Source organism: Mycobacterium sp. SMC-19 (assembly GCF_045310815.1).
Classification (GTDB): domain Bacteria; phylum Actinomycetota; class Actinomycetes; order Mycobacteriales; family Mycobacteriaceae; genus Mycobacterium.
In genome coordinates this window covers 382426-394979 of the sequence record NZ_JBJIAM010000001.1, presented here as the reverse complement: position 1 = coordinate 394979, position 12554 = coordinate 382426, and the positions used below count along the sequence as shown (strand labels likewise).

Here is a 12554-nt window from a genome sequence, read left to right as displayed (position 1 = left end):
GTCGACACCGGTTGATGTCGGCAACGGGTTTCGCGACACGGCCGTCTCAATCTGCGCGACGACTATTGCACGTCATGCGATGCAGACGTATGGTCCCAATAAAAATCAGCCGTGAGTAAAAAGAGAAAATGATTAACGAGATGGGGGAAGGGTGGCCGTGGACACGACGGGCAACATCGAAGCGCAACGTCCTTCGAGGGTTGCGTCCTGGCTGCTCTCCTCGGCCCACGGACGACGACTGGGGACCGCCGCAGTGGCGGTCGGCGGCGCGCTGTCGATGGTGATGGGCAGCCCGATGGCCACCGCCGGCAGCGTCACGCCCGCGGTGACGTTGACCGCGGGGTACCAGCAGGCCCTCGATGCCCTGCTGGACGCCATGAAGCAGGCGCAGGCCTACGACCTGTCACTGCCCTATGCCTCGCCCGGCGACGCGGACACGCTGATGAGGATGTTGCAGAACACCAATTACCAACTGATCACCACCGGATTGTCGCGGGTCACCGAGCTGTTCAACGGAGTGTTCTTCCAGTCGCCCGAAGTGGTCGCCGGCAATGTCGCCGACTCGCGCCAGTATTTCGACTACTTCACGCCCGACATCTACTACCACGTCACGGCCGGGCTGGCTCCCGGTGCGACCTACGTGCTCACCGGAAACCTCGGCGGGGGAACCGAGCACATGTCGATCAGCACCATGGCCGTCACCGGTGCCACCGCCCACACCATCGAGGACCTGGAACTCAACCACGGCCTGGTGGTCGACGCCAACGGCAACTTCACCATCTACATCGGACCGGAAGCGCCGCCGGGCGCGGTCAACTTCCTGGACTCCACCGAGGCCACGGTCGGCGGTGCCGCGTCCCTGCTGATTCGGGACATGCTGGGCGACTGGGCCAAGGGTCCCGGCAGCATCAGCCTGCAGTGTGTCTCCGACTGCCCGCCGTTCTTCTCCATCCCGGCCGGTGGATTCTTCCCCACCGAAGACGGCGGAACCGACGCGCCATCCGGGCCGGGCAGCATCGGCTCCGTCGATGACGTGTTGAACATGCTGTTCGGTGCCTTCGCCCAGATCGTCGTCCCGTTCAACCAGCGCAGCATCGAGGGCGGGGCATCGGTGGGCATGGAGGTGCCCGCCAACACCATGATGACGTTGGCCCCGGAGACCAGCTATGGCGTCGGTCTGGAGTCCGCGGTCGTCACCGGCGGCAACTTCGACCTGGATCCCGGTGAGGCACTGATCCTGAAGGTGCCGACCATCGACGCGGCCTACAGCGGCATCGAGCTGATGAACGTCTACGGTGGCGCGCTGCCCTACGTCATGGCCCAGACCACCCTCAACCACACCCAGACCTACTACGCCGACGACGGCTACACCTATTACGTTGTCAGCGCGACGAATCCGGGCGTGGCCAACTGGCTAGACACCGGCGGTCTGACGCGCGGTGAGATCTTCGCCCGCTTCGAGAACGTCGACGACCGCGACGCCGCGATCGGTCAGGGCGTGACCGCTCAGGTGGTGTCGCTTGACGACATCGCCCAGTACCTGCCCAGCGACACCCCCACCGTCAGCCCTGAGGAGTTCGCCGCCGACATGGCCCGGCGGGTGTTCTCCTACGGCTACGGCCTGGATGTGTCGCGGATCCACGCCCAGCCGGCCTGGGTGCTGCAGCATCTCGAACTCAACGCGCTCTCGGCCCTGATGGGCAGGGATAACTTCGAGTCGGTGTTCGGCACCCAGCCGTTCACCCCGATCGAGCTGCGATTCACCGACGCGCTGAGCCCGGACTGGGATGCCGTCCTGCGCAGTGTCTTGGACCACCCGATGGAAAGCCTGACCTCGGTGTGGAACGCCCTGCCGGTGCTGAGCAACGACATCACCATGCCGATCACGCTGGCGCTGGCCCAGACCGCGATGTCTGTGTTGATGCCGCAGATGCTGATCCCGGCCATCGACGACGCGCTGTTCAACCCGAACACCAGCATCCTGGCCGGGCTGCTCAACGCCCGCGATGACTTCGCGACGGCGATCTTGAGCGGCAACAACGACTGGCCGACCGAACTGAGTGCCCAGGCGGCCCAGCAGTGGGCGAACATGTCCGACCTGATCGCCAATACGCCGAGCTTCAGCCTGGCGGATCTGTTCGGCTGATCCCACGGTGGTGCGAGTCTGTCGACTTGCTGTGTCTCTGAAACGTATTAGCTGGAGCTTCTTGACGGCCTAGCGATGCCTGAGGACTGTCAGAGCCATGGCTCTTCGGCGTCTGAGGATGGGGATGACGGGCGCGGCCAGCGCGTTTGTGGCGCTGGGACTGGGACAGCTGGCGTCTGCGCCCGACGCCCACGCCGACGAGTTCGACCTGTTCATCGACCAGGTCCTCAATGTGATGACAAGTTTCCTGGAGCAGGACTCGGTCAGCACGGTGTTGGGTCCGCAAGCGGATACCGAGCTTGTCAGCTGGCTCAATAGCCTTGATCCGGTCGGCGCCGTGAGCGCCGACGCGCAGGCGATGAGCCAGAACCTGTTGGTGAACCCGAGTTTTGAGACGGCCGATCCGTCCGGGTCGGGCTACAGCGGGGTCACCATACCGGGCTGGACCGAGACCGGCACGCCGACCGTGATCGGCTACGGCACCCCGGTCGGTTATCCGTCCCCGGTGTCGTTTCCGCTCCCGACGGTGTCGGGGTTGTTCGGCTTTCCGCAGACCCCGCCGCCGGGCGGCGGCGACAACTTCGCCGGCGGGGGACCGGTGGGCACGTCCACCATCAGCCAGACCGTCGACCTCACCGGCGCGGCCGGAACGCCGTATGCGCTCAGTGCGGATCTCGGTGGCCAAACATGGAACCCGTCGTACGCCTCTGTACAGGTCAGCTTCCTCGACGCCGACGGCAACGTGGTGGGCAGCGGCTCGCTCAACCCCGTCACGGTATGGGATCGCTGGGGTTTCACCGGGTTTGAGCAACGTGAGATCACCGGGACTGTCCCTGAAGGCGCCGTCTCTGCGAAGGTGACCACGACGTTCACCGACGAAAACCAGTACCTCGGTGACTACAACGGCGCCTACGCCGACAACGAGTCGTTCACCGTCGGCGATCCCAACCTCGTCCCGGCGGCGCTGTCCACGCCGACGTCTGACGTCGGCCAACTGGATCACGTGTTCGTGATCTACATGGAGAACAAGGGGGCCGCCGACATCGTCGGCAGCCCCAACGCGCCGTACATGAACAGCTTGATCAACACCTACGGATATGACGACAACTACTACGCGCTGGGCCACCCCAGCGACCCCAACTACTTCCGGATCCTGGGCGGCTCGGACTTCGGCATCGACTACAACTCTGCGCCGAACTCCATCACTGCCCCGAGTCTGATGGAGGAAATGGATCAGGCGGGCATCACCTGGGCCGGCTACGCGCAGAGCATGCCGTCGGCGGGTTCCATCGTGTCATCGGGTGACTACTCCGCCGACGAACTGCCGTTCACCCAATTCAGTTACGTCTACGGCAACACCCCCGACTACCTGCAGGAGCACCTGCTTCCGCTGACTCAGTTGGCCACCGACCTCAATGACCCGAGCACGTTCCCCGGATTCACCTGGATCGCCGCCAACGAGGACAACAACGGGGAAGGCCCGGTCGACTCGCTTAGCGGCGTTCTCCAGTTCATTGCCACCCAGCTTGGAGACCATCAGTACAACGTCGCGGCCGCCGACCAGTTCGTCCAGCAGGAGGTCTCCACCATCGAGAGCTCGAATACCTGGACCGACCCGAACGAGAAGGACGCGATCATCCTCGTCACGGACGAGGACAACAACAACCTCTCACTGGGCTTCGGTAACCAGGGCAATAACGTTCCGATGATCGTCATCCCGAGTGCGGGCGCGGTGGCCGGCGGTATGCAGTCCGGCAACTTCACCACCGACGACTACTACAACGAGTACAGCCTGATGGCCACCATTGAAGACGCCTTGCGTGCCTCGCCGGGAACTCTGGCCCCGCTCACTGACAACGACATGTACGCCCAGCCCATGAACGCCTTCTGGAAATAGTGGTCGCGCGCCGGCACGTATGACCGCGCGCTTGGTGCCCCCTCATCTAGGGAGTGTCAAGGATCAACCGAAGCCGCTGTCAAGCATCACCCGAAGTCATACACGCACTTGGTGCCCCCGGCAGGATTCGAACCTGCGACACCGGCTTTAGGAGAGCCGTGCTCTATCCCCTGAGCTACGGGGGCGCGGGACCTAGCTAGGTAGGTACTGGAACCCATAGGGACAGCTCATGGTAGTCGGCGAGCTGGCGTTGTAGGTATTGGGCTCGCGACTTTCCTGCGGAGGTCACTCGCTGGTCGTGGTTTTGCTTCGCTGGTAGTGCCGGCGCGCTTTCATGCGGTTGCCGCAGATGGCCATCGAGCACCATCGGGCGGTGTTCGGCTTGCTGCGATCGATCAGGAACAGCTGGCAGTCGGAATTGGCGCAGGGGCGCAGCCGTCCGGGGCTGGAGATGCGTAGCGCGTCCCACGCGAGTATCGCCCGCGCGGCGCCGCGGGAGGAATCGCGCGTAGCCAACGTCCAGGCGATGCCGCCGTCAGACATGACGGGGGATAGCTCAACGCCTTCGAGGAAAGGCTGCAACGTCTGCGGGGCCAGTTCGCCGCGCACCACCGCCTGCAATGCGGTCCGCGCGTCGACCAGCTCCTGCAGTTGCTCACATGCGGAATCGAGGTCGTGCGCCGACAGCCAGGCCCGCCCCGCAGCCGGATCTTCGAGTTCATCGTGTGGCACGCCATCGATCACCGGAGTGGTGTTGAGCAGGTCCAGCAGCAGGGCCTCGTCGGCGGGCCCCGTCACAACAATCTCCATATAACCTCCAAAATGCTATTGACAGGTTACACCACCAGTGTTTGACTCCTAACTATCAAAATCTAGTTAAGGGGTTAGCTATGGTTCCTTCGGTCAGGCACCGGTACGCCACCATCGCCGGGCGACGTCTGTTCTACCGCGAGGCGGGAAGCGCTGGCGCGCCCGCGATCGTGCTGCTGCACGGCTTTCCGACCAGCTCGTATATGTTCCGGGACCTCATCACTCGCCTGGCGGACGACTATCACGTGATCGCTCCCGATCACCTCGGCTTTGGCTACTCCGACATGCCGCTGGTGACCGAGTTCGACTACACCTTCGACAATCTGACGGAGCTCACCCGGGGGCTGCTGGATCATCTCGGGCTGGGCCGCTACGCGATCTACGTCCAGGACTACGGGGCGCCGATCGGCTGGCGGCTGGCGCTGAACCGGCCCGAATCCATCAGCGCGATCATCACGCAGAGCGGCAACGGCTACGACGAGGGCTTCGTCGAGGCCTTCTGGAAAACCGTCTGGGACTACCAACGTGAGCAGACCGCGGCCACGGAGGCGGCCATCCGCACGGCGCTGGATGTCGAGTCGATCAAATGGCAGTACCTGACCGGTGTGCCGGACGAGGCGCTGGTCAGCCCGGATACCTGGACCCTGGACGCCGCGCTGCTGGGTCGCCCGGGCAATGACGAGATTCAGCTCAAGTTGTTCCGGGACTACGCCACCAATTCGCCGATGTACCCCGCTCTGCACGAATACCTGCGCACCAGCGGAGTTCCGGTGCTGGCCGTTTGGGGACAAGGGGACCCGATCTTTGGGCCGGCGGGCGCCCGGGCGTTCGGCCGGGACGCGCGCAATGCCGAAATCCATCTGCTCGATGGCGGTCACTTCTTGCTGGAGACCGCCGCCGGCGAAGTCGCCGAACTGATCAAGGACTTCCTGCGCCGCACCGGACAGTGACAGCTGTCCTCGAAAAATCCAATACACCAACAATATTCACCAGGAGATGACACCAATGGACACAACACAGACGCCGGTTGTTCCGACCGCGCCCGCAGTGGTGCGCGAAGTGCCAGGCGGCCCGACCATGCGGGCGATCATTCTCGACGGATTCGGCGGCCTGGACGCCTTGACCTACACCGACCTCCCCAAGCCGCTGCCGAAGCCCGGCGAGGTCGTGATCAGGGTCAAGGGATTCGGCATCAATCACGCCGAAATGCACATGCGTCGAGGCGAGTGGGCGCAGGCCGCCGAAGTCAGTGGTATCGAATGCGTCGGCATTGTCGATGCCTGCCCGGGCGGAGAATTCCCGGTCGGCGCCAAAGTCGCTGCGCTGATGGGCGGGCTCGGCCGCACCATTAACGGCAGCTACGCCCAATTCACCCGGGTGCGCGCCGCGAACGTCGCGCTGATCGAGACGGACCTGCCGTGGGATCAGCTGGCCGCGCTGCCGGAAACCTACGCCACCGCATGGACCTGTCTGTTTCGCAACCTCGACCTGACCGCCGGGCAGACCATCGTGATCCGCGGGGCGACATCGTCTTTCGGGCAGGCGGCTGTGAAGCTGGCCGTGGAGGCCGGTGCGCGGGTGATCGCCACCACCCGCAACCGGGAACGGTTCGGCTTGCTGACCTCGCTCGGCGTCGAACGTGCCGAGCTGGAGATTCCCGATCTCAGTGCGCACCTTGCTGAGGTCAAGCACGTCGACGCCGTTCTCGACCTGGTGGGCAACAGCACGATCCTCGACTCTCTGAACATCCTGCGCCGGGGCGGTACGGCGTGCTTGGCGGGCTGGCTCGGTGGACTGGATCCGATCGTCGATTTCAACCCGCTGTTGCAGATGCCCAGCGGTGTCAACCTCAGCTTCTTCGGCAGCTTCGTGTTCGGTACGCCCGGGTTCGCGCTGTCGGATGTTCCGCTGCAGGACATCGCCGACAAGGTCCGTGCGGGGCGCCTGCAAGCCGCGCCCTCGCATGTCTTCTCCTTTGATCAGGTCCGTGAAGCGCATCGCGTCATGGAATCCGGGGAGGCCGGAGGCAAAATGGTGGTATTGGTCGACTGACATCCAGGCAAGTAGAAGGATGCACCCATGAAGATCGCGGTTGCCGGCGGTACCGGCAAGACCGGACGCAAAGTGGTCGAGCATCTCCACAGCCAGGGCCACCACCCAGTGATCCTCGCCCGCGCCCACGGGGTCGACCTGATCCAGAACACCGGGATTGACGCGGCGCTCGACGGCGTCGAGGCCGTCATCGACGTCTCCGATTTCGCAACCATGAACGCCAAGAAGGCACGGGCCTCCTTCGGCGCAGCCACCACCAATCTGCTGGCCGCCGCGCAGCGCAACGGAGTTCGCCACCACGTCACGCTGTCGATCATCGGCATTGACCGAGCAACCAGCGGCTACTACCAAGGCAAACTGCGGCAAGAGGAAGTGGTGAAGGCCGGCGCCGTCCCGTGGACGATTCTGCGGGCCGCCCAGTTTCACGAATTCGCCGACCAAGTCCTGGCGCAGGTGCCCGGGCCGATCGCCCTGGTGCCGAAAATGCAGTCGCAACCCATCGCGGTCAGCGAAGTCGCCGCTCACCTGTGCGGCCTGGTCACCGGAGAACCCCAGCAGATGGCACCCGAACTCGCAGGCCCCCGCGTGGAATCGGTCGTCGACATGGTTCGGCAGCTGATCCGGCGGCGCGGGCAGCACCGGCCGGTCATCGGACTGCGTATTCCCGGTGCGGCTGGGAAGGGCATGGCAAACGGCGCGCTGCTGCCGACCCAGCCCGGGCCCCGCGGCCACCAAACCTATGCCGAGTGGCTGGCCGCGCTCGCACAGGACAACAGGTAAGGAAACCGGATGTCACAAACGCGCCCGCTGCGTCGTCAACCGAGCATGAACCCCAACGTGCATCGCGTATGCCTCATCTTGTTGACGATCGCCGGCATCAGCCTCGGAGTGTGGGCATACTTCGCTCCGCTGAACTGGTACAGCACATTCCCCGGCATGGGCATGCACTGGTTGCCGGTGCTCGGCCCGTACAACGAGCATTTCGTGAAAGACGTCGGCTCCTTGTTCTCCGGGCTCGCGGTGCTCAGCGCCCTGGCGCTGTACTACCTGCGCAACCGGCCCGTCGTCCTGATCACGGGGGCCAGCTGGTCGGTCTTCAATGCGCTGCACCTGATTTACCACGTCGGCATGCTGCACATGTACGGCCCGCGTGATGCGGTGCTGAACGTCGTCAGCCTCAGCCTGCTGCTGGTGTTGTCGCTGACCCTGCTCATCCCCGCACGCAGCCGCGCCACCGAGGACCACACGTGACATACGACTACGACGTTGTGGTGATCGGATCGGGATTCGGCGGCAGTGTGGCGGCGCTGCGCCTGACCGAGAAGGGTTATCGCGTCGGCGTGTTGGACATGGGCCGCCGCTGGGCTCCCACCGATTTCCCGCCCAACAACTGGCACGTGCGCAAGGCGATGTGGGCACCGAAACTGGGCTGCTTCGGTCCGCAACGGCTGACCGTGTTGGGGAAGACGTTCATCGCCAGCGCCGTTGGGGTCGGCGGCGGTTCGTTGATCTACGGCAACACCCTCTACGAGCCGTTGGAACGGTTTTACAGCGACCCGCAGTGGGCGCACATCACCGACTGGAAGTCCGAGCTGGCGCCGTATTACGAACAGGCCCGCCGGATGCTGGGGGTGACGCCCACCCCGCACACCACTCCGGCAGATGAGGTGTTGCTGGCGGTGGCCCGCGATCTGGGGGTCGAGGACACCTACCACCCGACCAACGTCGGAGTCTTCTTCGGTGACGAGCCCGGCAAGACCGTCCCGGATCCGTTCTTCGGCGGGGCAGGCCCCGACCGCGCCGGTTGTATCGGCTGCGCGCAGTGCTTCACCGGTTGCCCGCATAACGCGAAGAACACCACCGAGACCAATTACCTGTATCTGGCCGAGCACGCCGGCGCTCAGATCCATCCGATGACGATGGTCACCGATGTGCGGCCCGCTGGCGACGGATATGTGGTCAGCACCGTGCGCACCGGCCGGTGGGTGCGCAAGCGCAAGCGGGACTTCACCGCGGGCCAGGTGGTGTTCGCCGCGGCCTCGCTGGGCACCCAGCGGTTGCTGCACCAGCTGCGCGACACCGGATCACTACCGCATCTCTCGCCGCGGCTGGGTGAGCTGACCCGCACCAATTCCGAAGAGGTGCCGGTGGTGTTCGCGCCCGATCGTGACGACTTCGCCCAAGGAGTGGCGATCACCTCGTCGATCCACCCGGAGGCCAACACCCATGTCGAGGTGTGCCGCTACGGCAAGGGATCGAACCTGTTGTCGATGATGGGCACCCATCTGATCGACGGCGGGCCGTGGCGCTTCGCCCGGCTGATGCTGACCATCGCACGCCACCCGGCGATGATGCTGCACAGCATGTTCCCCCGCAACGCGTCCTCGCACTCGATCATCGTGCTGGTGATGCAGTCGCTGGACAACTCGCTGACCACCTACCGCAAGCGTGGCCTGTTCGGCACTCGCATGACGGCGAAACAGGGTGTGGGCGAGCCTAATCCGGACTGGATCCCGACCGCCCACGATGTAGCCCGGCGGATGGCGGAAAAGGTCGGCGGGATGGCCGGCGGCACCTACCTGGACGCGCTCAATATCCCGTTGACGGCGCACTTCATCGGCGGCTGCCCGATCGGTGAATCCGCGGAAACCGGGGTCATCGACCCCTATCAGCGCGCCTACGGCCATCCCGGCGTCCACGTGGTCGACGGTTCGGCTATCACCGCCAACCTGGGTGTCAACCCGTCGTTCACCATCACCGCGCAGGCCGAACGGGCGATGGCGTTGTGGCCCAACAACGGTGAGCCCGATTCCCGCCCGCCCCTGGGGCAGCCGTATCGGCGCATCGCGCCGGTCGCGCCGCACCACCCGACCGTGCCCGACGGTTCCCCCGGTGCGCTGCGGTTGCCGCTGGCACCGGCCTGAGGGCTCAGGCCTCGCCGAATGCCGGTCCTGCTGTGGTATCGCCGCGATCTGCGGGTAGGTGATCTGCCGGCCCTGGCGGCCGCGGTCGCCGACGACCCCGAGGTGCTGGGTTGTTTCGTGCTGGACCCACGGCTGGAGGCCTCATCGGGGCAGCGCCGACTGCAGTTCCTCGGGGCAAGTCTGCGCCAGCTGCGTGATGACCTCGGCGGCCGGCTGCTGATCACCCGCGGGCTCCCGCAGCAGCGGATCCCACAGCTCGCCGCCGAGATCTCGGCGACGGCCGTGCACGTCTCGGACGATTTCGCACCGTTCGGGCGCCGTCGTGACCAGCAGGTCCGGGCCGCGCTCGGCCAGATCCCGCTGGTGGCAACCGGATCGCCCTACCTGATCTCGCCGGGCCGCGTCGTGAAAGACGACGGCACGCCGTATCGGGTCTTCACGCCGTTCTTTCGGCGGTGGCGCGAACACGGCTGGCGCCGTCCGGCGCTGTCACGCTCCGAATCGGCGCACTGGATCGACCCCACGGAGCTGTCCGGCAAGGGTGCGCAAGCGGTGGAGGTCCCCGACTTCGGCGGGCAGGCCGACGTCCCGGCCGGGGAAGCCGCCGCGTGTGAGCATTGGAAAACGTTTGTGGCCAGCGGGTTAGACCGCTACGACCAAGACCGCGACCTGCTCGGCCGTAACGGGGCCAGTCGGATGTCGGCCTACCTGAAGTTCGGCAACATCCACCCGCGCACCATGGCCGCCGACCTCGACGCGCACCGCCCAGGACCCGCAGCGTATTTGCGGCAGTTGGCTTTCCGGGATTTCTACGCCGCGGTACTGCACCACTGGCCACGCAGTGCCTGGGAGAACTGGAACACCGAGTTCGACGCGATCCAGACCGATACCGACGCCGAGGCACAACGACACTTCGAACGCTGGAAGGCCGGGACCACCGGCTTTCCCCTTGTTGACGCGGGCATGCGCGAACTGCTCGCCACCGGATTCATGCACAACCGAGCGCGAATGATCGTGGCCTCGTTCCTGGTCAAGGACCTGCACCTGCCCTGGCAGTGGGGTGCCCGCTGGTTTCTGGATCAGTTGGTCGACGGCGATCTGGCCAACAATCAGCATGGCTGGCAATGGTGCGCGGGGACCGGTACCGATGCGTCGCCGTACTTTCGCGTGTTCAACCCGACGCTGCAGGGCCGAAAGTTCGATCCCGACGGGTCCTACGTACGTCGCTGGGTTCCGGAGTTGGCCGATGTCACCGATGCCCACCTGCTGCGGCCCGGGCGCCCGCCGGGTTACCCGGAGCCGATCGTCGACCATCGTCACGAGCGGGCCGAGGCGCTGCGGCGGTATCAGCGGATCAGTACGTAGCGCTGCCCGCACGCCCCAACAGATGCCGCAGCAGCGGTTCGAGTTCGGGGGCACGGAACCGATGTTCGGCCGCGCTCAGGCGCGCCGGCAGCACTCGCTGGCTCGCGCAGGCCAGTTCACGCGCGCCTTGGGCGCCGAGCAGCAGGCGTGGTCCCAGGCCCGGGACGGGAAGAATCGTGGGCCGGCGCAGCACGCGACCCAGTGTCTTGGTGTAGTCGCTGTTTCGTACCGGATGCGGAGCGACGGCGTTCACCGGTCCGGAAAGTCCGGTGTCCCACAGGGCTCGGTGATAGATGTCGATCAGGTCGTCGATCCCAATCCAGGGCAGCCACTGTCGGCCGCTGCCCAACCGACCGCCCAGGCCGGCGGCGAACAGCGGCCGCATCAGCCGCAGCGTGCCGCCGCGCGGCGACTGCACAATGCCGGTGCGAACGCGCACGACGCGGGTCCCGGACTGCTCCGCCGGCGCCAGCGCGTCCTCCCAGGCGGCGACGACGTCGGCCAGATAGCCGTCCCCGCGTTGACTGTCCTCGGTGAGGACATCGTCGCCGCGGTCATAGCCGTAATAGCCGACCGCCGAAGCGCAGATCAGGGCGCTCGGCCCGGCGGCCGTGGCGGCAACCAGCTCGGCGAGTCTGCGCGTCGGACCGATTCTGCTGTCGCGGATCACCCGGCGATGCTGCGCGGTGAAGCGTCCCGCGATCGACGCACCGGCCAGATGAATCACCGCATCGATGCCGGCCAGCAGATCGCGATCCGGATCGTCGGGATTCCACTGCCGCTCGTCGGGGCTGCCGGCGGTGCGCCGCACCAGCCGGATCACCCGATGACCGCCGGTGCTCAAAAATGCCGTCAGCGCCGAACCCACCAGCCCGGATGCGCCGCTGACCGCCACCGTAAGCGGCTGTAGGCCATGGGCTTTGGCGCGCTGGTGCGCCGCGAGGTCATCGGCGAGCTGGCGATGCCGATAGACGAACATCGGCCGCAGCAACGCCCCGGGCACCGGGGTGTCGACCCGGTCGGTCATCAGCGTCCGGCCGTCGCCGAGATCGTCGAATTCGTGGATGTGTTGCCACTTCATCACCCACCTCGCCGGCAGTGACGCCAGGCCGCCGCTGCCGAGCTCGTCGGCGAATTGCCGGGGCGGGTCATAGTCGCTCGCCTGGTGTTCGGCCACCCAGCGCAGCCCACCCGGCAGCGCCAGCTCGGCGATACCGTCGCGCAGCGAGTCGGCTTCGCGTCGCAAGCGCATCGCCTGCCACGGCGGGCTCAGCCGGGTGAAGGCCCCCGGCCTGGCGTGCCAGGCGAAGACCTCATCACGCGGTGCCTCGAGCTCGCTGGAGAAGACCAGGCTCATGTC

At 65.8% G+C, this 12554-nt stretch carries 10 protein-coding genes and 1 tRNA gene; 8 read left to right on the top strand and 3 right to left on the bottom strand.

Translation table 11 applies throughout. The annotated features are described in order from the left end of the window. The first annotated feature begins 151 nt into the window (after positions 1 to 151). The gene (locus tag ACJH5R_RS01915) at positions 152 to 2146 is read left to right on the top strand and encodes a hypothetical protein (RefSeq protein WP_406781177.1); all 1995 of its coding nucleotides are present in this window, start codon (positions 152 to 154) and stop codon (positions 2144 to 2146) included. A 124-nt stretch (positions 2147 to 2270) separates the two neighbouring features. Then, positions 2271 to 4043 (top strand): alkaline phosphatase family protein, encoded by a 1773-nt coding sequence (locus ACJH5R_RS01910; protein WP_406781176.1) that lies wholly within the window; start codon positions 2271 to 2273, stop codon positions 4041 to 4043. 109 nt (positions 4044 to 4152) lie between these two features. On the opposite strand, the gene ACJH5R_RS01905 is transcribed toward ACJH5R_RS01910, so the two are convergent. Both ACJH5R_RS01905 and ACJH5R_RS01900 read right to left on the bottom strand, forming a co-directional pair. Next, positions 4153 to 4228: transfer RNA gene (locus ACJH5R_RS01905), tRNA-Arg, on the bottom strand. A 100-nt stretch (positions 4229 to 4328) separates the two neighbouring features. Then, positions 4329 to 4853: a CGNR zinc finger domain-containing protein gene (locus ACJH5R_RS01900; RefSeq protein ID WP_406756152.1), complete on the bottom strand. Its 525-nt coding sequence runs from the start codon at positions 4851 to 4853 to the stop codon at positions 4329 to 4331. A gap of 80 nt (positions 4854 to 4933) precedes the next feature. On the opposite strand from ACJH5R_RS01900, the gene ACJH5R_RS01895 reads away from it, so the two are divergent. The 6 genes from ACJH5R_RS01895 to ACJH5R_RS01870 are packed head-to-tail and all read left to right on the top strand — an operon-like array spanning position 4934 to position 11194. Continuing rightward, the gene (locus ACJH5R_RS01895; RefSeq protein ID WP_406756151.1) at positions 4934 to 5803 is read left to right on the top strand and encodes an alpha/beta fold hydrolase; all 870 of its coding nucleotides are present in this window, start codon (positions 4934 to 4936) and stop codon (positions 5801 to 5803) included. A gap of 46 nt (positions 5804 to 5849) precedes the next feature. Then, on the top strand, positions 5850 to 6905 hold the full coding sequence (locus tag ACJH5R_RS01890; protein WP_406756150.1) for a zinc-binding alcohol dehydrogenase family protein: 1056 nt from the start codon (positions 5850 to 5852) through the stop codon (positions 6903 to 6905). A 27-nt stretch (positions 6906 to 6932) separates the two neighbouring features. After that, the gene (locus ACJH5R_RS01885) at positions 6933 to 7685 is read left to right on the top strand and encodes an SDR family oxidoreductase (protein WP_406781175.1); all 753 of its coding nucleotides are present in this window, start codon (positions 6933 to 6935) and stop codon (positions 7683 to 7685) included. Positions 7686 to 7694: 9 nt separating this feature from the next. Beyond that, positions 7695 to 8156, top strand: coding sequence for a hypothetical protein (locus ACJH5R_RS01880; RefSeq protein ID WP_406756148.1), 462 nt, complete (start codon positions 7695 to 7697; stop codon positions 8154 to 8156). Beyond that, positions 8153 to 9829 (top strand): GMC oxidoreductase, encoded by a 1677-nt coding sequence (locus ACJH5R_RS01875; RefSeq protein WP_406781174.1) that lies wholly within the window; start codon positions 8153 to 8155, stop codon positions 9827 to 9829. Before ACJH5R_RS01880 ends, ACJH5R_RS01875 begins: the two co-directional genes overlap by 4 nt. Before the next feature lie 18 nt (positions 9830 to 9847). Continuing rightward, positions 9848 to 11194 (top strand): cryptochrome/photolyase family protein, encoded by a 1347-nt coding sequence (locus ACJH5R_RS01870; RefSeq protein ID WP_406781173.1) that lies wholly within the window; start codon positions 9848 to 9850, stop codon positions 11192 to 11194. Here the strand turns inward: ACJH5R_RS01870 and ACJH5R_RS01865 are convergent. Beyond that, positions 11184 to 12551, bottom strand: a complete 1368-nt coding sequence (locus ACJH5R_RS01865; RefSeq protein ID WP_406756145.1) for a TIGR01777 family oxidoreductase — start codon at positions 12549 to 12551, stop codon at positions 11184 to 11186. The two genes, ACJH5R_RS01870 and ACJH5R_RS01865, sit on opposite strands and share 11 nt — an antisense overlap. Positions 12552 to 12554: the final 3 nt, after the last annotated feature.

What these genes read in the sequence shown, in the direction of transcription:
- ACJH5R_RS01910 (WP_406781176.1), top strand. Translation starts at nt 2,271, where the DNA reads ATGACGGGCGCGGCCAGCGCGTTTGTGGCGCTGGGACTGGGACAGCTG.
- ACJH5R_RS01900 (WP_406756152.1), bottom strand. Translation starts at nt 4,853, where the DNA reads ATGGAGATTGTTGTGACGGGGCCCGCCGACGAGGCCCTGCTGCTGGAC.
- ACJH5R_RS01865 (WP_406756145.1), bottom strand. Translation starts at nt 12,551, where the DNA reads ATGAGCCTGGTCTTCTCCAGCGAGCTCGAGGCACCGCGTGATGAGGTC.
- ACJH5R_RS01880 (WP_406756148.1), top strand. Translation starts at nt 7,695, where the DNA reads ATGTCACAAACGCGCCCGCTGCGTCGTCAACCGAGCATGAACCCCAAC.
- ACJH5R_RS01870 (WP_406781173.1), top strand. Translation starts at nt 9,848, where the DNA reads ATGCCGGTCCTGCTGTGGTATCGCCGCGATCTGCGGGTAGGTGATCTG.
- ACJH5R_RS01890 (WP_406756150.1), top strand. Translation starts at nt 5,850, where the DNA reads ATGACACCAATGGACACAACACAGACGCCGGTTGTTCCGACCGCGCCC.
- ACJH5R_RS01885 (WP_406781175.1), top strand. Translation starts at nt 6,933, where the DNA reads ATGAAGATCGCGGTTGCCGGCGGTACCGGCAAGACCGGACGCAAAGTG.
- ACJH5R_RS01895 (WP_406756151.1), top strand. Translation starts at nt 4,934, where the DNA reads ATGGTTCCTTCGGTCAGGCACCGGTACGCCACCATCGCCGGGCGACGT.